Origin of the sequence: Streptomyces sp. Rer75 (genome assembly GCF_013414305.1) — a bacterium.
GTDB classification, from domain to species: domain Bacteria; phylum Actinomycetota; class Actinomycetes; order Streptomycetales; family Streptomycetaceae; genus Streptomyces; species Streptomyces himastatinicus.
The window spans coordinates 420,969-444,027 of sequence record NZ_CP058693.1 but is presented as its reverse complement, the minus strand read 5'-3'; the positions used below and the strand labels follow the sequence as shown (position 1 = coordinate 444,027).

General features: G+C 68.8%; 3 protein-coding genes (1 of these 3 running past the window's edge). All 3 read left to right on the top strand.

Annotation, left to right across the window (positions count from 1 at the left end; translation table 11 throughout):
* The first annotated feature begins 198 nt into the window (after positions 1–198).
* Positions 199–891: a LuxR C-terminal-related transcriptional regulator gene (locus HYQ63_RS01220; RefSeq protein WP_179932078.1), complete on the top strand. Its 693-nt coding sequence runs from the start codon at positions 199–201 to the stop codon at positions 889–891.
* An 82-nt stretch (positions 892–973) separates the two neighbouring features.
* A complete protein-coding gene (locus HYQ63_RS01215) occupies positions 974–3,700 on the top strand; it encodes a LuxR C-terminal-related transcriptional regulator (protein WP_179932077.1) in 2,727 nt (908 codons plus the stop codon).
* Between the two features lie 428 nt (positions 3,701–4,128).
* On the top strand, positions 4,129–23,059 hold the 5' end (the start) of the coding sequence (locus HYQ63_RS01210) for a type I polyketide synthase (protein ID WP_179932076.1). 19,835 nt of this gene lie beyond the right edge of the window; only the first 18,931 of its 38,766 coding nucleotides appear in the window; its start codon is at positions 4,129–4,131; its stop codon lies beyond the right edge, outside the window.

The window sequence follows — 23,059 nt, the reverse complement described above, 5'->3', positions numbered from 1 at the left end:
GTGCCGTACCGAACCGTGCGGTGCGGGGGCCGCAGTCTTAAGCGGATTAACTTCCAACCAACTCAAAACCCTTGACTTTTTTCTTTTGTGTATGGACGATAACTAATCCGGGATGCGCTCGACGGGGGTCGGCGACGGGAATTTAAGTCGCTTCCGGATAATCGACCAATGTGACCTGAGAGAAATGGCCGAAATCTCGTGAGTAACTCTGGCCTCGTATCGAAAGAGATTATCTCCACTGAAACGCAGGATCGGTGTTCGGAGCAGTACCGCGAAATTTACTTGTCCCTGTTTGAGCAGTCCGGGATGTGTATAGCGAACCTCGACCTGGAATTTCGGGTCCTAGAGGCGAATCGGTTGTTCGCTCAACAGTTCGGATATGGTTCTGGCCATGTGCACGGGCGCAATATTTGCGATTTCCTGCACCCCAGCGTGCAGGGCAAAATGAAGAACGAATTTATTCGTCTGGCTGATGGTCAGAATCCGCGCTTCGCCGACCAGATCGTCGCGATGGGCGCCGGGGAGTCGGTTTTCCTGGGCGAGATGACCGGTATCGCAGTGCGCGGGAGTGCGGGCAGGGTCGGCACGATCATGGTGTTGGTGAAACCGCAGGAATCCGAGACCGGCCCGCAGATGGTCACCGGCCGCCGGAAGCTGTTCAGCCCGGTGCATGCCCGGATCCTCGAGGGCGTGGCCGCGGGGGAGTCGACGGTGCAACTGGCGGCGAAGCTGTTCCTCAGCCGTGGCGGTGTCGAATACCACGTCGCCTCCCTGTTGCGGAAGCTCAAGGTCACCAACCGGCCCGCGCTGATCTCGAAGGGCTACTCCATGGGCGTCTTCGCCGTGGGGCAGTGGCCGCCGCGCGTGCGCCCGGAATACGTCTCCTCCTAGTTCCTCCGCCCGCGGTGCCGGGCCGGTGCACCAGAGAACCGAACAGGACAGGACTGTGTTGACCGAACAGGACGGGACTGTGTTGCTTGAACGTACGCGGGAACTCGCGGTCATCTGGCGGTCCCTCGATGGCGCCCGCGACGGGCGGGGTGCGCTCGTTACCGTAGCGGGCCCGTTCGGGTCCGGACGCTCGGCACTGCTGGGCGAACTCGCCAGGCGGACGCCTCGGTCCGAGGCGCTCGTCCTGCGCGCCGAGGGCGCCCGCTCCGAAAGCGACGTCCCGTTCGGAGTCGCCCGGCGCATGCTCCACGGCTTGCATCCGGGCACCGCCCCACCGGCCGGCGCCACGGAGGAGAGCGAGGCGCTCCGCCTGCGCGACGTACTGCTCGGCCTGGCCGACGCCATGCCGGTGCTGTTACTCATCGACGACCTGCGCTGGGTCGACGCCAACTCCCTGCGCTGGCTCGCGCTGATCGGTGAGAAACTCGCCGACGCGCCGGTCGTGATCGTGGCCGTGACGCCGCATTCGGCCGATTCGGCGGCGCATTCGCCGCTACTGAAGGAATTCCTCGCCGCCGCCACGGAACGCGTGGCCCTCCGGCCACTCTCACCGGACGGAATCTCCGCCATGGCCGGAGAATTCCTCGGTGAGCCGGAGCGCGAGCTCATTCGGGCCTGCGCCGAGGTTTCCGGCGGCAGGCCGCTGTTCCTCGCCGCCCTGCTGCGGGGGCTCTGCCGAACCCGGTGGCCGCCCCGGCCGGACGATGTACGGGCGCTGCGCCCCGCCGAGATCGGCACACACGCCGTGCGCGCCCTGGCCGAACTGCCGCAGGCGGAACGCGAGATCGCCACAGCGCTCGCGGTCGTCGGTCCGCGGACCGACGGCGGGCTGCTGTTCACCATGGCGGAACTCACCGCCGAGGACGGCACGGCCGCCCTCGGCGCGCTGAAGTCGGTGGGGCTGCTCGACTCCGGTCCGGTACCCCGCTTCGCTCACGACGCCATCGGCGAGGCCGTCGCGCACTCCCTCGACACGGCCACCATGCCCTGGCACGCCAGGGCCGCGCAGGCCCTGCACGCGGCGGGCAGGCCGCCCGAAGAGGTGGCCGGGCATGTGCTGGCCGCGGGTGACCCGCCCGGCGGCTGGCAGATCGAGGTGCTGCGGGAGGCCGCGCGCACGGCACTGGCGGATAAAAACCCCGGTCTCGCACGGAAGTACCTGCTGCGGGCGCTGCTCGGCCCAGCCCATCAGAGCGGCGGGCGCGCCGAATTGCTCGTGGACCTGGCCAGAGCCGAGCTGGCCTCTACCCCCGTCAGTTCGTTGCGGCGCCTGATGCAGGCGCTGCCGGGGCTGGCGACACCGGCCCGGCGAGCCCGCGAGCTCGTCAGGATCCCCGTGCTGGCCTGCGAGATGCCGCCCTCCGGGCTCACCACCCAACTAGCCGATGCAGCCGCCGGGCTGGGTGACCCCGCGCTGCTGGAGGGCTCGGCTCGCGAGACCGCGCTCGCACTCGACGCGCGCCTGCGCGTCACGCACCTCAGACACGTCCGGTGGTTCACGGAGACGGTCCGCGCCTTCCGGCTCGAAGGTATCCCCCGGGACGTACGCAGCGCCCCCGCCCGGGACCGGGCCGCCGTGCTCTCCTACGCCGGAATGCTCGCCGGAAAGGACTCCGGCACGGTGGCCGCGCTGGCCCGCCGCGTGGTGCTCGCCGAGCCGCCGACCGCGGACGATCTGCGCACGGCGGTGCCGTTGGCGGTACGGGCCATGCTCGCAGCCGACCTGTTCGACCAAGTCGACAGCTGGCTCGCCTCGACGGCCGTGGCGACGCTCCAGGCCAATGGCGGGCGGAAGCCGGACACGCTGCTCGCCGACGCGGAACGGGCATTCGCCCTGGCGCGACGTGGTCGGCATACGGAAGCGACACTCATGGCCGCACGCACGCTGGAACACGCCGACGCCGAGTTCGCCCCGGTCACGGGACGCTGCTGCGAGGCACTGGCACTGGTCATCGCGGGCGGAGACCCGCCCGCGACGGCGGGCGACGCACTCGCCCGGTATCGCGCCCAGGACAACGCACTGCTCGCCCCCTGGCTCGGCCACGTGGTCGACGGGATGCTCGCGGTGCTTGCCGGTGACACCGCCGTCGCGCTGGACCACATACTCGAAGCCGGGCGCGAACACGAACTCATGGGCTGGACGAATCCCGCCGTGCTGCCCTGGCGCTCGTGGGCCGCGCAGCTGCAGTACCGGATCGGCCGCCCGGACCTCGCGCACGACCTCATCGCCCGCGAGTACGAACAGGCGGTGGCGTGGGGCGCCCCCAGCGTGGTCGGCCGTTCGTTGCGTGTCTGGGCCGACGTCACCAAAGGCGAGAAGGGCATCGAGCTGGCGCTGCGCGCGGTGGAGGGCCTCAATGCCTCCCCCGACCGGATGGCAATGGTCAAGGCACACCTGCTGCTCGGAGTCGAGTTGTTCGCCCCCTGCCATGCCACCACCGTCGAGCACCTCCCCCGGAACGAGCAGCTGCCGCAGCCCTCCGAGACCGACCGCACGGGCGATCGGCCGGGCAGCCGGCCGACGGCTGCGGCCGACGCCGCGCTCACCCCGAGCGAGCGCCGGATCGCCTTGCTGGTGGCGGCCGGGAAGAGTAACCAGAACATCGCCACCGAGCTTCGGATCAGCCTGCGCGCGGTGGAGAAACACCTTACGAAGGTGTACCGCAAGCTCGGTGTCGCGGGCCGCACTCAGCTCATGGAGATGGCTCCTCCCATCGGCCGGGAGAACGAGAACGGCATGGCCGTCTGAGGCAGCGTTGCCCCGCCCGCAACCAAGACCCGAGCCGACACCGAACTCCGCGGCGGCGCACGGCCGCTGGCCGCTCCCGTTCCCTTCCCCGGCCGCGACGCCGGTGCTGGTCCCGGCAGTTACTAAGGTTTTTCCCGTCACCCCCGCACGAGACTCCTCGCATGTCAGCTGGAGCAAGAGGGTCGGACAAGCCGCCCGCATCGAGGCGGCCGGGTTCCGCGACACGGTCCAGCCGGGGCCGGGCCCGCCGGTGAACCCTCGGGAGCCCCCGTACGGACGTCCGCGCCCCGGTCGTCCTATCGCCCCACCTGCCGCCGTGCGGAAGCCCTGAGGGCTGGCGCCGAGCGGAAGGATCCGCACACCGACCACCTCTTGTCCGCTGCCGTCGCGATTCCGGCTGCGGCCAGCCGCTGTCGAGATGAGTTGAGATGGACAACGAACAGAGGCTCAGGGACTACCTCAAGCGGGCTACCGCCGACCTGCGGCAGACCCGGCAGCGGGTGCACGAGCTGGAGGCGTCGGCCCAAGAGCCGATCGCGATCATCGGCATGTCCTGCCGTTACCCGGGCGGGGTGTCGAATCCGGAGGACCTGTGGCGCCTGGTCGCCGACGGCAAACACGGCATCGGGGCCTTTCCCGCCGACCGTGGCTGGGACACCGAAGCGCTCGCCTCCTCGTCCACCACATCCGGCGGCTTCCTCTACGATGCGACCGATTTCGACGCGGACTTCTTCGGCATCTCGCCCCGCGAGGCGGTCGCCATGGACCCGCAGCAGCGCGTGCTGCTGGAGTCGGCCTGGGAGGCCATCGAGCAGGCCGGCGTGGACCCGACAGCCCTCCGGGGCAGCGAGACCGGTGTGTTCATGGGAGCCATGGCCCAGGACTACCAGGTAGGCGCGGCCGAAGGCGCACACGGCTTCCAGCTCACCGGAAACACGGGCAGCGTGCTGTCCGGCCGGATCGCCTACACCTTCGGCCTGACCGGCCCGGCGCTGACCGTGGACACGGCCTGTTCGTCATCCCTCGTCGCCTTGCACCTGGCCGACCAGGCACTGCGGGCGGGGGAGTGCTCGCTGGCCCTGGCCGGTGGTGTGACCGTCATGTCCAGCCCGTCGACCTTCGTCGAGTTCAGCCGCCAGGGTGGACTGTCCCCCGACGGGCTGTGCCGGTCGTTCGCCGAATCCGCCGACGGCACCGGTTGGGCCGAGGGCGTCGGCGTACTGGTGCTGGAACGACTGTCCGACGCCGAGCGCAACGGACACCCCATCCTGGCGGTGGTTCGCGGCAGCGCGGTCAACCAGGATGGCGCTTCCAACGGCCTGACCGCACCGAATGGCCCGTCCCAGCAGCGGGTGATCCAGCAGGCACTGATCAACGCCCGCTTGTCGGCCGACCAGATCGACGCCGTCGAAGCACACGGTACGGCCACGACCCTGGGCGATCCGGTCGAGGCGCAGGCACTGCTGGCGACGTACGGCCAAAACCGCGACGAGAACCGTCCGCTGCTGCTGGGCTCCATCAAGTCGAACCTCAGCCACACCCAGGCGGCCGCAGGTGCCGCCGGTGTGATCAAGATGGTCATGGCGATGCGGTACGGCACCGTGCCGCGCACCCTGCACGTGGACACTCCGTCCACCCATGTGGACTGGCTCCAGGGCGCGGTGCGCCTGGCCACCGAGAACGTCGCATGGCCGGGGACGGGAGAACCGCGGCGGGCGGCCGTCTCGTCATTCGGGATCAGCGGCACCAATGCGCACGTGATCATCGAACAGGCACCGGACTCGCAGACGGAAACGGAGGCGGCACGGGCGGTGGCGCCGACCGTCCTGCCGAACGCGGTGCCGGTGGTGCTGTCCGGACGTACGCGCGAGGCCCTGCGGGCACAGGCCGCACGGCTGCTGTCCGCCTTGGGCGCCGACGCCGCTACGGATGTCGATGCCTCAACCGAGGCCGACGCCGGACTCGGCGTCCTCGACACCGCCTTCTCCCTGGCCACCTCCCGGTCGGCTTTCGCGCACCGAGCGGCATTCGTCGCATCCGACCGCGACGAGATCATCGCCGGGCTGACCGCCCTGGCCACGGACCAGTCGGCGCCGGGACTCGTCCACGGCGCCGACTGGGGAGCGGAGCGGGGCGCCGGCAAGTCGGCGTTCCTGTTCAGTGGCCAGGGCGCGCAGCGTATCGGCATGGGACGGGAGCTGTACGCCCGCTTCCCGGTGTTCGCCGAGGCTCTGGACGCGGCACTCGCGACACTGGGTACCCACCTCGATTGCCCCGTACAAGAGGCGATGTGGGGCGACGACGCCGAGGCGCTCAACCGGACCGGGGCTGCGCAGCCCGCGCTGTTCGCCGTCGAGGTGGCGCTGTTCCGGCTCGTTGAGTCGTGGGGCGTGACACCGGACTTCGTGGGCGGGCACTCGATCGGAGAGGTTGCGGCCGCCCACGTCGCGGGCGTGCTGTCGCTTGAGGACGCGTGCCGATTGGTGGCGGCGCGGGCTCGACTGATGCAGGAGCTGCCCTCCGGCGGGGCGATGGTGGCGGTGCAGGCCACCGAGGATGAAGTCGTGCCGCTGTTGGCCGACCGAGTATCGATCGCGGCGGTGAACGGGCCGTCGTCGGTGGTGCTCGCCGGGGCCGAAGACGCCGTCGCCGTCACGGTCGCAAGGCTGGCGGAGCAAGGGCGGAAGTCGAGCCGGCTGCGGGTCTCGCACGCGTTCCATTCGGCGCTGATGGAGCCGATGCTGGAGGACTTCCGTGCTGTGGTGGCCGGTCTGGAGTTTCACGACCCGACTGTTCCTGTGGTATCGAATCTCACGGGTGCGGTGGCTGCGGACGGCGAACTGTGTTCGCCGGAGTACTGGGTGCGGCATGTGCGGGAGACCGTACGGTTCGCCGATGGCGTTCAGGCGTTGTCGGAGGCCGGGGTGCGGACGTTCCTGGAGCTGGGGCCGGACGGTGTGCTGTCGGCGCTGGTCCGGGAGTCGGTACCGGATGAGGCCGTGGTGGTGCCGGTGCTGCGTAAGGACCGCCTGGAGGAGGCGGCTGCCGTCGCGGCGCTGGCGCGGCTCCACGTGACCGGTGTGGCCGTGGACTGGCGGGCGTTCTTCGCGGGCACGGGCGCCCGGCGAGTCGCGTTGCCTACGTACGCGTTTCAGCGGCAGCGGTTCTGGCCCACCGCTCTGGCCGGCATGGGGGACGTACGGGCTGCCGGCCTGGCCTCGGCTGAGCATCCGCTGCTGGGTGCGGCGGTGTCGTTGGCCGACTCGGACGGGGTGGTGTTCGCCGGTCGCCTGTCGGCGGGATCGCATCCGTGGCTGGCCGATCACGTGGTGATGGGCCGGGTTCTGGTGCCGGGTACGGCTTTCGTGGAGTTGGCGATCCGGGCCGGCGATGAGGTCGGGTGTGACCGTGTCGAGGAGCTGACACTTGCCGCACCTCTGGTGTTGCCGGAGCGGGGTGCGGTGCAGATCCAGGTGTTCGTCGGTGCCCCTGACGACTCCGGTCGCCGGTCGGTGAAGGTCTTCTCACGGACGGATGGCTCGGACGAGCTGGCGTGGACCCAGCACGCGGTGGGCGTCCTGGCCGCGACGGAGGAACTGGTCGGCGTTGGGTTCGATACCGCGGTGTGGCCGCCGGTGGGAGCCGAGCCGGTCGATCTGGACGGTTTTTATGAGAACCGGGCCGAGTCCGGGTTCGAGTACGGCCCGGTGTTCCAGGGGTTGCGGGCGGTGTGGCGGCTGGGCGCGGAGCTCTTTGTCGAGGCGGCTTTGGACGAAGGCGCCGCTGTCAGTGGGTTCGGGGTGCATCCCGCGCTGCTGGACGCACTGCTGCACGCCGCGGTGTTGGCTGATGGAGAAACGGATGGTGGTGTGCCGTTCGTTTGGGAGGGTGTGTCGTTGTTCGCCTCTGGGGCGACGACGGTGCGTGCTCGGTTGTCGTATGGCGGGCGGGGGGCGGTGTCCATCGAGGTCGCGGATGTGGCAGGTCGTCCTGTGGCGTCCGTCGCGTCTTTGGTCACGCGTCCTCTTGCTGCTGATGAGCTGGCGGACGGTGATGGCCGGACGGTTGGCCGGGATTCGTTGTTCCGGGTGGAGTGGGCTCCGGTGGCCGAGGGGGTGGATGCGGAGCTGCCGGTGGTTGCGGTGGTCGGCCCGGACGACGGTCTGAGTGGCGGGTTGCGGGATGCGGGGATCTCGGTAGTGGGGTGCGCGGATCTGGCCGCGTTGGCTGTGGCTGAGGGCCCGGTGCCGGATGTGGTGTTGGCTGTCGTTGGGGCGGAGGGCCGCGGTGAGGGGATGGTGGATTCCGTCCACGCTTCCGCGGTGCAGGCCCTGGGCTTGGTTCAGGGGTGGTTGGAGGGGGAGCGGTTCGCGGGGTCTCGTCTGGTCGTGGTGGCGCGTGGTGCTGTCAGTGATCTGGCGGTGGCGTCGGTGTGGGGTTTGGTGCGGTCGGCGCAGTCGGAGCATCCGGATCGGATCACGTTGCTGGATCTTGGTGACGGTGCTGTGTCGGGGGCGGTGTTGGCGCGGGCGTTGGCGCAGCCCGAGCCGGAGTTGGCGGCGCGGGATGGGCGGGTCCTGGCCCCCCGGCTGATGCGGATGCCCGTTCCAGAGCTGCGTGCGGCGTCTTGGGAGCCGCGCGGCACGGTTCTGATCACGGGCGGTACCGGCGGTCTGGGTGCGGTGGTGGCCCGGCACCTGGTGGCCGAGCACGGCGTACGGGATCTGCTCCTGCTGTCCCGGCGTGGACTGTCCGCGCCGGGCGCCGACGACCTCGTTGCCGAACTCGCCGGATTGGGTGCCCGGGTCGAGGTGGTGGCGTGTGATGTGGCTGATCGTGAGGCGCTGGCGGAGGTGCTGGTCGGGCGTGAGATTTCGGCTGTGGTGCATGCGGCCGGTGTGCTCGATGACGGTGTGATTGGTGCGCTGACTGCGGAGCGTGTTGGTGCGGTGTTGCGTCCGAAGGTGGATGCGGCGTGGCATCTGCACGAGCTGACACGGGACATGGGCTTGTCTGCGTTCGTGGTGTTCTCCTCCGCGGCGGGGACGTTCGGTGGTGCGGGTCAGGGGAGTTATGCCGCGGGGAACGCGTTCTTGGACGCGTTGGTGCGGTACCGGCGGGACCGGGGGCTGCCGGGTGTGTCGCTGGCCTGGGGCCCGTGGGAGCAGACCGACGGCATGCTCGGTGATCTGAGCGCCTCCGATCGGGAGCGGATGTCGCGTGCAGGTCTGCCGCCGTTGTCCGTCGAGCAGGGTGTGGCGCTGTTCGATGCCGTTGTGGGGGCTGAGGAGCCGGTGGTGTTGCCGGTGCGGTTGGATCTGTCTGCGCTGCGGGCTCGTGGTGAGGTGCCGCCTCTGCTGCGTGGCTTGATCCGTACGCCCCTCCGCCGTGCCGCCGCACGGGCCGCGGCTTCCGGGCTGGCGCAGCGGCTCAGCGGGCTGGGCGAGGTCGAGCAGCGGGAGGTGCTGCTGGACCTGGTGCGTAGTCAGGTGGCGCTGGTGCTGGGGTATCAGGGTGCTGCGGCGATCGATCCTGGACGGTCGTTCCGTGATCTGGGCTTTGATTCGTTGATGGCGGTGGAGCTGCGTAACGGGTTGAGTGCGGCGACGGGGTTGCGGCTTCCGGCGACGCTGGTGTTCGACTACCCGACCGCGCAGGCCCTGGTGAGTCATCTGTGTGATGAGTTGTTGGGGTCGGATACGGGTGTGTCGGTGCCGGTGGGTGTGTTGCCGTCGGTGGCGGATGATCCGGTGGTGATTGTGGGGATGGCCTGCCGGTATCCGGGTGGGGTGTCGTCTCCGGATGATCTGTGGCGGTTGGTGTCTGGTGGGGTGGATGCGGTCGGTGAGGTTCCTGCGGAGCGGGGTTGGGACCTGGAGCTGTCGACGCGTGCGGGTGGGTTTCTGCACGATGCGGGCGCGTTTGATGCGGCGTTTTTTGGGATGAGTCCGCGTGAGGCGTTGGCGACTGATGCGCAGCAGCGGTTGTTGTTGGAGACGGTGTGGGAGGCCGTTGAGCGTGCCGGTGTGGATCCGGTGTCGTTGCGGGGGAGTCGGACCGGGGTGTTCGCCGGTGTGATGTATGGCGATTACGGGACGTTGTTGTCGGGGCGGGAGTTCGATGGGCTGCGGGGGAGTGGTAGTGCGCCGAGTGTGGCGTCGGGCCGCGTGTCGTACAGCCTGGGGCTTGAGGGGCCGACGGTGACGGTTGATACGGCGTGTTCGTCGTCGTTGGTGGCGATGCATCTGGCGGCGCAGGCGTTGCGTGCGGGTGAGTGTTCGTTGGCGTTGGCTGGTGGTGTGACGGTGATGTCGACGCCGACGACGTTTGTGGAGTTCTCGCGGCAGGGTGGGCTGTCTGCTGATGGTCGTTGTAAGGCGTTCTCGGATTCGGCTGATGGTGTGGGCTGGGGTGAGGGTGTCGGCATGCTGGTGTTGGAGCGGTTGTCCGATGCTGAGCGGAATGGGCACTCCGTGCTGGCGGTGGTGCGGGGTAGTGCGGTGAATCAGGATGGTGCGTCGAATGGGTTGACCGCGCCGAATGGTCCCTCGCAGCAGCGGGTGATCCGGCAGGCGCTGGCCAGTGGCGGGCTCTCCCCGGTGGATGTCGATGCCGTGGAGGCGCACGGGACCGGTACCACTTTGGGTGATCCGATCGAGGCGCAGGCGCTGCTGGCCACGTATGGGCAGGGCCGGGATGTCGAGCATCCGTTGTTGTTGGGTTCGGTGAAGTCGAATATTGGTCATACGCAGGCTGCGGCGGGTGTCGCGGGTGTGATCAAGACGGTGATGGCGATGCGGCACGGGGTGCTGCCGCGCACCCTGCACGTGGATGCTCCGTCGTCACATGTCGACTGGACGGCCGGGGACGTCGCGTTGTTGCGGGATAACACTGCGTGGCCGGAGGCGGGTCGTCCGCGTCGGGCGGGTGTGTCTTCGTTCGGGATCAGCGGCACCAATGCGCATGTGATTCTTGAGGCCGCGCCTTTGGTTGAGCTGCCGGTGGGGGAGCCGGAGCCGGTGGTGGTGCCGGGTGTGGTGCCGTGGGTGGTGTCGGCGAAGACCGAGGCCGCGCTGGACGCGCAGGTCGACCAGTTGAGGTCCTTTGCGGATGACGGGGCGGTCCGTTCTCCGCTGGATGTGGGTTTCTCGCTGGCCGCCGGGCGGTCGGTGTTCGAGCATCGGGCGGTGTTGCTGGCCTCTGAGGAGGGTGTGGTTGAGGCTGCTCGGGGTGCGGTGGGTCAGGGTTCGTTGGCTGTGGTGTTCTCCGGGCAGGGTGCGCAGCGGCTGGGTATGGGTCGGGAGTTGTATGGCCGGTTCCCGGTGTTCGCGGAGGCGCTGGATGCCGTACTCGCGCACCTGGATGACTCGGTGCGTGGGGTGATGTGGGGCGAGGATGCGGAGGCTCTGAACAGCACCGGGTCGGCTCAGCCTGCCCTGTTCGCCGTCGAGGTGGCGCTGTTCCGGCTGGCCGAGTCCTTTGGGGTGCGGCCGGACTTCGTGGGGGGCCATTCGATCGGCGAGGTGGCCGCCGCGCATGTGGCGGGTGTCCTGTCGTTGGAGGACGCGTGTGCTTTGGTGTCTGCGCGTGCTCGGTTGATGCAGGCGCTGCCGGCCGGTGGTGCGATGGTGGCGGTGCAGGCAACGGAGGACGAAGTCCTGCCCCAGCTGTCCGGTCGGGTGTCGATCGCGGCGGTCAACGGGCCGTCGTCGGTGGTGGTCTCCGGCGATGAGGATGCGGTGCTGGAGGTTGCGGCACGGTTCGAGGGCAGGCGGACGAATAGGCTCGCGGTGAGTCACGCGTTCCACTCGCCGCTGATGCATGCGATGCTGGATGATTTCCGTGTCGCGGTGGCTGGTCTGGAGTTCCGTGAGCCGGCGATTCCGGTGGTGTCGAATCTGACCGGTGCCGTCGCCACGGCCGACGAGCTGTGCTCGCCGGAGTACTGGGTGCGGCATGTGCGGGAGACCGTACGGTTCACCGATGGCGTTCAGGAGCTGGCCGACGCCGGGGTGCGGACGTTCCTGGAGCTGGGGCCGGACGGTGTGCTGTCGGCCTTGGTCCGGGAGTCGGCACCCGACGTAGCCGTGGTCGTTCCTGCCCTTCGTAAGGATCGTGGCGAAGAACTGGCTTTGGTGACCGGTCTGGCTCGTCTGAATGTCGCTGGTGTGGGCGTGGACTGGCGGGCGTTCTTCACCGGCACCGGTGCGCGCCGGGTCGAGCTGCCTACCTACGCTTTCCAGCGGCAGCGGTATTGGCCTGCGGCTGCGGCTGCTCCGGGCGATGTGCGGGCCGCCGGCCTCGCCTCGGCTGAGCATCCGCTGCTCGGCGCGGCGGTGTCGTTGGCCGACTCGGACGGTGTCGTGTTCTCCGGTCGCCTGTCGGCGGGATCGCATCCGTGGCTGGCCGATCACGTGGTGATGGGTCGCGTTCTGGTGCCGGGAACTGCGTTCGTGGAGTTGGCGATCCGGGCCGGTGACGAGGTCGGGTGTGACCGAGTCGAGGAGCTGACCCTGTCCGCCCCATTGGTTCTGCCGGAGCGCGGCGCTGCGCAGATCCAGGTGCGGGTGGGGGCCGCCGATAGTGATGGCCAACGCGCTCTCACCGTCCACGGGCGGCCCGAGCACGCGGTGGACGCGACCTGGACGCAGCACGCGTCGGGTGTGCTGGCCGCGAGTGGCATCGACCGGGTGGACGTCGACTTCGACGCGGCCGTATGGCCGCCGCCTGGCACCGAATCGGTCGATCTCAGCGAACGCTACGAGCGGCTTGCGGAGATGGGTTTCGACTACGGGCCGGTGTTCCGAGGTCTCCGGAGGGTGTGGCGGCGCGGTGATGTGGTGTTTGCCGAGGTTGGGCTGCCGGAGGAGGTTGAAGCCGGCGAGTTCGGCTTGCATCCAGCTCTGCTGGACACGGTATTGCAGGCGGCGGGGGCGGCGGGATCCGGCAACGACAATCCGGACGTAGAGAGTACGGCGCTGCCGTTCTCCTGGGACGGCGTGTCGCTCTACGCCTCCGGGGCCACGACGGTGCGGGCGCGCCTGTCGCGCACCGGCCAGGGGGCGGTCTCGGTCGCGATCGCGGACACCGATGGCGGCCTCGTCGCTTCCATCGATTCTCTCGCTACCCGCCCGATAGTCCCAGGACAGCTGGACGACGCGGCTTCCGGCGCGGGTAGTGACTCGCTGTTCCGCATCGACTGGACTCCCCTGCCGACCGGGTCGGTTGAGACCGGAGCCGCCGCGGTTGCGGTGGTCGGCGCGGACGACGCTTTGGCTGCCGCGCTTCGGGACGCGGGCACCGAGGTCCGGGTATGCGCGGATCTCGCGGCGCTGTCCGCAGCGGATGAGTCGGTGCCGGACGTTGTGTTGGCTGCGCTGCCCGGTGCGCGGTCCCAGAACGACGTGGTGGACGCTGTCCACGCGAGTGCTGCTTCCGCTCTGGAACTGGTGCAGGACTGGCTGGTGGAGGAGCGTTTCACCCGGTCCCGGTTGGTGATGGTGACCCAGGGCGCGGTCACCGCGCGGAACGCCGATGACCTGGCGGTGGCGTCGGTGTGGGGTTTGGTGCGGTCGGCGCAGTCGGAGCATCCGGGTCGGATCACGCTGCTGGACCTTGGTGACAGTGCCGTGTCGGGAGCGGTGTTGTCGCGGGCGTTGGCTCAGCCCGAGCCGGAGTTGGCGGTTCGTGAGGGGCGGTTGGTGGTGCCGCGGTTGGCGCCGGTGGGTGTGTCCGACTCTGTGGTGCGGGTGTGGGATGGGTCGGGCAGGGTGTTGATCACGGGTGGTACGGGTGGTTTGGGTGCGGTGGTGGCGCGGCATCTGGTGGCCGAGCGTGGTGTGCGGGATCTGCTGCTGATGTCCCGGCGGGGGATGGCTTCGCTGGGTGCCGAGGAGTTGGTCGCGGAGTTGGTGGAGTCGGGCGCGCGGGTTGAGGTAGTGGCGTGTGATGTGGCTGATCGCGAGGCGCTGGCCGAAGTGCTGGCCGTGCATGAGGTGTCCGCGGTGGTGCATACCGCCGGGGTCCTGGACGACGGTCTGATCGGGGTTCTCACCCCGGAGCGTGTCGATGCGGTGTTGCGTCCGAAGGTGGATGCGGCGTGGCATCTGCATGAGCTGACCCAGGGCCTGGACTTGTCCGCGTTCGTGGTGTTCTCCTCCGTGGCGGGCACGTTCGGTGGTGCGGGTCAGGGGAGTTACGCCGCGGGGAATGCGTTCTTGGATGCGCTGGTGCGGTACCGGTGTGATCAGGGGCTGCCGGGTGTGTCGCTGGCCTGGGGCCCGTGGGAGCAGGCCGACGGCATGCTCGGTGAGCTGAGTTCCGCCGATCGGGAGCGGATGCACCGTTCGGGCTTCCCGCTGTTGTCTGTCGAGCAGGGTGTGGCGTTGTTCGATGCTGCTGTGGGTGTTGGGGAGCCGGTGGTGTTGCCGGTGCGGCTGGATCTGCCGACGCTGAAGGCGCGTGGTGAGGTGCCGCCGCTGTTGCGTGGCTTGATCCGTACGCCCCTACGCCGTGCCGCCGCTACCGGGCTGGCGCAGCGGCTCAGTGGCCTGGGCGAGGTCGAGCAGGGGGAGGTGCTGCTGGATCTGGTGCGGGGCCAGGTGGCGTTGGTGCTCGGGCATGAGAGTGCCACGGTGGTGGATCCCGCCCGTGCGTTCCGTGATCTGGGCTTTGATTCGTTGATGGCGGTGGAGCTGCGTAATGGGTTGAGTGCGGCGACGGGGTTGCGGCTTCCGGCGACGCTGGTGTTCGACTACCCGACCGTCCAGTCGTTGGCTGTCCATCTCCTGGATGAGTTGTTGGGGTCGGATACGGGTGTGTCGGTGCCGGTGGGTGTGTTGCCGTCGGTGGCGGATGATCCGGTGGTGATTGTGGGGATGGCTTGCCGGTATCCGGGTGGGGTGTCGTCTCCGGATGATCTGTGGCGGTTGGTGTCTGGTGGGGTGGATGCGGTTGGTGAGTTCCCTGTTGATCGGGGTTGGGATCTGGGGAGGCTTTACCATCCGGATCCGGATCATCTGGGGACGTCGTCGACGCGTGCGGGTGGGTTTCTGCACGATGCGGGTGCGTTCGATGCGGGGTTTTTTGGGATGAGTCCGCGTGAGGCGTTGGCGACTGATGCGCAGCAGCGGTTGTTGTTGGAGACGGTGTGGGAGGCCGTTGAGCGTGCCGGTGTTGATCCGGTGTCGTTGCGGGGGAGCCGGACTGGCGTGTTTGCCGGGGTGATGTACAACGACTACGCCTCGTTGCTGGGTGGTCAGGAGTTTGAGGGGTTCCGGGGTAACGCGAGTGCGCCGAGTGTGGCGTCGGGCCGCGTGTCGTACACGCTCGGGCTTGAGGGTCCGACGGTCACGATCGATACGGCGTGTTCGTCGTCGTTGGTGGCGATGCATCTGGCGGCGCAGGCGTTGCGTGCGGGTGAGTGTTCGTTGGCGTTGGCTGGTGGTGTGACGGTGATGTCGACGCCGACGACGTTTGTGGAGTTCTCGCGGCAGGGTGGGCTGTCCCCTGATGGCCGGTGCAAGGCGTTCTCGGATTCGGCTGATGGTGTGGGCTGGGGTGAGGGTGTCGGCATGCTGGTGTTGGAGCGGTTGTCCGATGCTGAGCGGAACGGGCACTCCGTGCTGGCGGTGGTGCGGGGTAGTGCGGTGAATCAGGATGGTGCGTCGAATGGGTTGACCGCGCCGAATGGTCCCTCCCAGCAGCGGGTGATCCGGCAGGCGCTGGCCAGTGGCGGGCTCTCTCCGGTGGATGTCGATGCCGTGGAGGCGCATGGGACGGGGACGACGCTGGGTGATCCGATCGAGGCGCAGGCCCTGCTGGCCACGTATGGGCAGGGCCGGGATGTCGAGCGTCCGTTGTTGTTGGGGTCGGTGAAGTCGAATATTGGTCATACGCAGGCTGCGGCGGGTGTCGCGGGTGTGATCAAGACGGTGATGGCGATGCGGCACGGGGTGCTGCCGCGCACCCTGCACGTGGATGCTCCGTCGTCACATGTCGACTGGACGACCGGGGACGTCACGTTGTTGCGGGATAACACTGCGTGGCCGGAGGTAGGTCGTCCGCGCCGGGCGGGTGTGTCTTCGTTCGGGATCAGCGGCACCAATGCGCATCTGATCCTGGAGCAGCCTTCAGAGCCTGCGGGGCTTCCCGAGCGGATCGAGACCGAGGCCGAGGGCGGGGTTGAGGCAGCTCGGGTCGAGGTCGTGCCGTTGGTGGTGTCGGCGAAGACCGAGGCCGCGCTGGATGCGCAGGTGGATCAGATCAGGTCTCTCGCGGGCAGTGCCGGGTCACTGGACATCGGTTTCTCGCTGGCCGCCGGACGGTCGGTGTTCGAGCATCGGGCGGTGTTGCTGGCCTCTGAGGAAGGTGTGGTTGAGGCTGCTCGGGGTGCGGTGGGTCAGGGTTCGCTGGCTGTGGTGTTCTCCGGGCAGGGTGCGCAGCGGCTGGGGATGGGTCGGGAGTTGTATGGCCGGTTCCCGGTGTTCGCTGAGGCGCTGAATGCCGTGCTCGCGCACCTGGATGACTCGGTGCGTGGGGTGATGTGGGGCGGGGATGCGGAGGCTCTGAACAGCACCGGGTCGGCTCAGCCTGCCCTGTTCGCCGTCGAGGTGGCGCTGTTCCGGCTGGTGGAGTCGCTGGGTGTGGCTGCGGACTTCGTGGGCGGGCATTCGATCGGCGAGGTGGCCGCCGCGCACGTCGCGGGCGTCCTGTCGCTTGAGGACGCGTGCGCATTGGTGTCCGCACGGGCCCGTTTGATGCAGGCGTTGCCGGCCGGTGGTGCGATGGTGGCGGTGCAGGCCGCCGAGGACGAGGTCTGGCCGTTGTTGTCCGATCGGATGTCGATCGCGGCGGTGAACGGGCCGTCGTCGGTGGTGCTGTCCGGCGCCGAGGATGCGGTGCTGGAGGTTGCGGCACGGTTCGAGGCCGACGGACGGCGTACGAGCAGGCTCGCGGTCAGCCATGCCTTCCACTCACCACTCATGTCCTCGATGCTCGACGCATTCCGCGCCGTCGCGGAGGGGCTGGAGTTCCGTACGCCGAGGATTCCGGTGGTGTCGAACCTGACCGGCGGCCTCGCCCCGGCCGACGAGCTGTGCTCGCCGGAGTACTGGGTGCGGCATGTGCGGGAGACCGTACGGTTCGCCGATGGCGTTCAGGCGTTGTCGGAGGCCGGGGTGCGGACGTTCCTGGAGCTGGGGCCGGACGGTGTGCTGTCGGCGCTGGTCCGGGAGTCGGTACCGGATGAGGCCGTGGTGGTGCCGGTGCTGCGTAAGGACCGCCTGGAGGAGGCGGCTGCCGTCGCGGCGCTGGCGCGGCTCCACGTGACCGGTGTGGCCGTGGACTGGCGGGCGTTCTTCGCGGGCACGGACGCCCAGCGAGTCGCGTTGCCTACGTACGCGTTTCAGCGGCAGCGGTTCTGGCCCACCGCTCTGGCCGGCATGGGGGACGTACGGGCTGCTGGCCTGGCCTCGGCTGAGCATCCGCTGCTGGGTGCGGCGGTGTCGTTGGCCGACTCGGACGGTGTGGTGTTCGCCGGTCGCCTGTCGTTGGCATCGCATCCGTGGCTGGCTGATCACGTGGTGATGGGCCGGGTTCTGGTGCCGGGTACGGCTTTCGTGGAGTTGGCGATCCGGGCCGGTGACGAGGTCGGGTGTGACCGTGTCGAGGAGCTGACGCTTGCTGCGCCTCTGGTGTTGCTGGAGCTGGGCGCGGTGCAGATCCAGGTGTTCGTCGGTGAACCTGACGACTCTGGGCACCGGTCGGTGAAGATCTTCTCCCGGCCGGATGGCACCGACGAACTGCCGTGGACCCAGCACGCCACGGGCGTCCTGGCCGCGGCGGACGAGCTGCCCGGCATTGGGTTCGATGCCGCGGTGTGGCCGCCGTTGGGCGCCGAGCCGGTCGATCTGGATGGCTTTTATGAGAACCGGGCCGAGGCTGGCTTTGAGTACGGGTCCGTGTTTCGGGGGCTGCGGGCTGCTTGGCGGCGCGGTGATGCCGTGTTTGCCGAGGTTGCAATGCCAGAAGAGGTTGAGCCCGGTGGGTTTGGTGTGCATCCCGCTCTGCTGGACGCGGTGTTGCACGCGGCGGTGTTTGCAGGTGGCAGCGAGGACGCTGAGAACGGGGTGCTGCCGTTTTCTTGGGAGGGTGTCTCGTTCTTCGCCTCTGGAGCGACGACGGTGCGGGCTCGGTTGTCGTATGGCGAGCGGGGGGCGGTGTCCATCGAGGTCGCGGATGTGGTGGGCGCACCGGTTGCTTCGGTGGACGGCCTCCTGGTCCGCCCGGTAACGGCCGAACAGTTCGGTGTTGGCGGGACGGTTGGCCGGGATTCGTTGTTCCGGGTGGAGTGGGCTCCGGTGGCTGAGGGGGTGGATGCGGGGCCGTCGGCGGTTGCGGTGGTCGGCTCGGATGGTGGCTTGAGCGATGGGTTGCGGGATGCGGGGATCTCCGTGGAGGGGTGTGCGGATCTGGCCGCGTTGGCTGTGGCTGAGGGCCCGGTGCCGGATGTGGTGTTGGCTGTGGTTGGTGCCGAGGGGCGCGATGACGGGGTGGTGGATTCCGTCCACGCTTCTGCGGTGTGGGCTTTGGGGTTGGTTCAGGGGTGGTTGGAGGGGGAGCGGTTCGCGGGGTCTCGTCTGGTTGTGGTGGCGCGTGGTGCTGTCGGTGATCTGGCGGTGGCGTCGGTGTGGGGTTTGGTGCGGTCGGCGCAGTCGGAGCATCCGGATCGGATCACGTTGCTGGATCTTGGTGACGGTGCTGTGTCGGGGGCGGTGTTGGCGCGGGCGTTGGCGCAGCCCGAGCCGGAGTTGGCGGCGCGGGATGGGCGGTTGGTGGTGCCGCGGTTGGCTCGCTTGGGTGTGTCCGACGCTGTGGTGCGGGTGTGGGATGGGCAGGGCAGCGTGTTGGTCACGGGCGGCACCGGCGGCCTGGGTGCAGTGGTGGCCCGGCACCTGGTGGCCGAGCGTGGTGTGCGGGATCTGCTGCTGGTGTCCCGGCGGGGGATGGCATCGCCGAGTGCTGAGGACCTGGTCGCCGAACTCACCGGATTGGGTGCCCGGGTCGAGGTGGTGGCGTGTGATGTGGCTGATCGTGAGGCGCTGGCGGAGGTGCTGGCCGGGCGTGAGATTTCGGCTGTGGTGCATGCGGCTGGTGTGCTCGATGACGGTGTGATTGGTGCGTTGACTCCGGGGCGTGTTGATGCGGTGTTGCGTCCGAAGGTGGATGCGGCGTGGCATCTGCATGAGCTGACGCAGGGCTTGGACTTGTCTGCGTTCGTGGTGTTCTCCTCCGCGGCGGGGACGTTGGGCAGTGCGGGTCAGGGGAGTTATGCCGCCGGGAATGCGTTCTTGGACGCGTTGGTGCGGTACCGGCGTGATCAGGGGCTGCCGGGTGTGTCGTTGGCGTGGGGGCCGTGGGACCATCCTGGCGGCATGCTCGGCGATCTGGCTCCCGCCGATCGGGAGCGGATGGCGAGTGCGGGTCTGCCGCCGTTGTCTGTCGAGCAGGGTGTGGCGCTGTTCGATGCCGCTGTGGGGGCTGAGGAGCCGGTGGTGTTGCCGGTGCGGCTGGATCTGTCGGCGCTGCGGGCTCGTGGTGAGGTGCCGCCTCTGCTGCGCGGTCTGATCCGTACGCGCCGCACGGCCGGGCGGATTGCGTCCACCGGGCTGATGCAACGGCTGGCTGGGCTGGGCGAGGTAGAGCAGCGGGAGGTGCTGCTGGACCTGGTGCGCAATCGGGTCGCGTTGGTGCTCGGGTACGAGGGTGCTGCGGGGGTGGATGCAGCTCGTACGTTCCGTGATCTGGGCTTTGATTCGTTGATGGCGGTGGAGCTGCGTAATGGGTTGGGTGCGGCGACGGGGTTGCGGCTTCCGGCGACGCTGGTGTTCGACTATCCGACCGCGCAGGCACTCGCGGACCATCTGTGTGATGAGTTGCTGGGGTCGGATACGGGTGTGTCGGTGCCGGTGGGTGTGTTGCCGTCGGTGGCGGATGATCCGGTGGTGATCGTGGGGATGGCCTGCCGGTATCCGGGCGGGGTGTCGTCTCCGGATGATCTGTGGCGGTTGGTGTCTGGTGGGGTGGATGCGGTTGGTGAGTTCCCTGTTGATCGGGGTTGGGATCTGGGGAGGCTTTACCATCCGGATCCGGATCATCTGGGGACGTCGTCGACGCGTGCGGGTGGGTTTCTGCACGATGCGGGTGCGTTCGATGCGGCGTTTTTTGGGATGAGTCCGCGTGAGGCGTTGGCGACTGATGCGCAGCAGCGGTTGTTGTTGGAGACGGTGTGGGAGGCCGTTGAGCGTGCCGGTGTTGATCCGGTGTCGTTGCGGGGGAGCCGGACTGGCGTGTTTGCCGGGGTGATGTACAACGACTACGCCTCGTTGCTGGGTGGTCAGGAGTTTGAGGGGTTCCGGGGTAACGCGAGTGCGCCGAGTGTGGCGTCGGGCCGCGTGTCGTACACGCTCGGGCTTGAGGGTCCGACGGTCACGATCGATACGGCGTGTTCGTCGTCGTTGGTGGCGATGCATCTGGCGGCGCAGGCGTTGCGTGCGGGTGAGTGTTCGTTGGCGTTGGCTGGTGGTGTGACGGTGATGTCGACGCCGACGACGTTTGTGGAGTTCTCGCGGCAGGGTGGGCTGTCTGCTGATGGTCGTTGTAAGGCGTTCTCGGATTCGGCTGATGGTGTGGGCTGGGGTGAGGGTGTCGGCATGCTGGTGTTGGAGCGGTTGTCCGATGCCCAGCGGAATGGGCACTCCGTGCTGGCTGTGGTGCGGGGTAGTGCGGTGAATCAGGATGGTGCGTCGAATGGGTTGACCGCGCCGAATGGTCCCTCCCAGCAGCGGGTGATCCGGCAGGCGCTGGCCAGTGGCGGGCTCTCCCCGGTGGATGTCGATGCCGTGGAGGCACACGGGACGGGTACCACTTTGGGTGATCCGATCGAGGCGCAGGCCCTGCTGGCCACCTATGGGCAGGACCGGGATGTCGAGCGTCCGCTGCTGCTCGGCTCGGTGAAGTCGAATATTGGTCATACGCAGGCTGCGGCGGGTGTCGCGGGTGTGATCAAGACGGTGATGGCGATGCGGCATGGGGTGCTGCCGCGCACGCTGCACGCCGAGGTGCCGTCGTCACACGTGGACTGGACGGCCGGGGACGTGCGGTTGGTGGCGGACAACACTGCGTGGCCGGAGGCGGGCCGTCCGCGCCGGGCGGGTGTGTCTTCGTTCGGGATCAGCGGCACCAATGCGCATGTGATTCTTGAGGCCGCGCCTTTGGTTGAGCTGCCGGTCGGGGAGCCGGAGCCGGAGCCGGTGGTGGTGCCGGGTGTGGTGCCGTGGATGGTGTCGGCGAAGACCGAGGCCGCGCTGGACGCGCAGGTGGATCAGACCAGGTCTCTCGCGGGCAGTGCCGGGTCACTGGACATCGGTTTCTCGCTGGCCGTCGGGCGGTCGGTGTTCGAGCATCGGGCGGTGTTGCTGGCTTCTGAGGAGGGTGTGGTCGAGGCTGCTCGGGGTGCGGTGGGTCAGGGTTCGTTGGCTGTGGTGTTCTCCGGGCAGGGTGCGCAGCGGCTGGGTATGGGCCGGGAGCTGTATGGCCGGTTCCCGGTGTTCGCGGAGGCGCTGGATGCCGTACTCGCGCACTTGGACGATTCAGTGCGGAGGGTGATGTGGGGTGAGGACGCCGGGGCCTTGAACAGCACTGGGTCGGCCCAGCCCGCCCTGTTCGCGGTCGAGGTGGCGTTGTTCCGGCTGGTGGAGTCGCTGGGTGTGACTCCGGACTTTGTGGGTGGGCATTCGATCGGCGAGGTGGCGGCAGCACACGTGGCGGGTGTCCTGTCGTTGGAAGACGCGTGCGCGCTGGTGATGGCGCGGGCTCGGTTGATGCAGGCGCTGCCGGCCGGTGGTGCGATGGTGGCGGTGCAGGCCGCCGAGGACGAGGTCTGGCCGTTGTTGTCCGATCAGGTGTCGATCGCGGCGGTGAACGGGCCGTCGTCGGTGGTGGTCTCCGGTGCCGAGGATGCGGTGCTGGAGGTTGCGGCACGGTTCGAGGCTGGCGGGCGGCGTACGAGCAGGCTCGCGGTGAGTCACGCGTTCCACTCGCCGCTGATGGATTCGATGCTGGATGATTTCCGTGCCGTCGTGGAGGGTCTGGAGTTCGGTGAGCCGGTGATTCCGGTGGTGTCGAACCTGACTGGTGCCCTTGCCACGGCCGGGGAGTTGTGTTCGCCGGAGTATTGGGTGCGGCATGTGCGGGAGACCGTACGGTTCACCGATGGCGTTCAGGAGCTGGCCGACGCCGGGGTGCGGACGTTCCTGGAGTTGGGCCCGGACGGTGTGCTGTCGGCCCTGGTCCGGGAGTCGGCACCGGATGAGGCCGTGGTGGTGCCGGTGCTGCGTGAGGACCGCCCGGAGGAGACCGCGGCACTCACCGCGCTCGCCCGCCTGCACGTGACCGGCGTGGCCGTGGACTGGCGGGCGATCTACACCGGCACCGGTGCGCGCCGGGTCGAACTGCCCACCTACGCCTTCCAACGGCAGCGGTATTGGCCCGAGGCGGCTCAGAGCGCGGGGACCCAGGCCGGGATGGCCGTGGACGGGGTCGACGCGGAGTTCTGGGCCGCGGTTGAGAGTGAGGACCTGGAGGGCCTGGCGGCCCGCCTGGAGATCGACACGGACGCGTTGGACGGCGTGGTGTCCGCGCTGGCGGCCTGGCGTAACCGGAGCCGGACCCGGTCGGCGGTGGATTCGTTGCGGTACCGGGAGACATGGCAGGCGTTGAGCGGCACGCTGCCGACGGCGTTGTCCGGGACCTGGTTGGTTGTGGTCCCGGCAGACGAGGCCGAGCACGAGTGGGTTCGGTTCGTGCTTGCTGCGCTGGGCGGGGACGTGGTGCGGGTGGTGGTCGAAGACGCCGAGCGTGCGGCATTGGCCGAGCAACTCACCCGACAGATAGCCGAGGTGACTGCACAGGGTGTGGCAGAGCCCTCGGGCGTGGTGTCTCTGCTCGCGGCTGACGAATGGGCTCGTTGGCCGGGTGTGCCCGCCGGTGCGGTGGACACGGCGGTTCTGGCGCAGGCGCTGGAGGATGCCGGGATCGGGGCGCCCGTGTGGGCGGTGACTCGCGGCGCGATGTCGGTGGGGTCCGCCGATCCGGTAAGCCACCCTGTGCAGGCCGCGGTGTGGGGGCTGGGCCGGGTCGCCGCGTTGGAGTACTCGGACCGTTGGGGTGGACTGATCGATCTGCCACAGGAGCTCGACGACCTGGTCGTGCGACGGTTGGTCGGGGTGCTGGCCGGGCCGGGTGATGAGGACCAGGTCGCGGTTCGCGCCTCGGGCGTCTACGGCCGTCGGTTGGTGT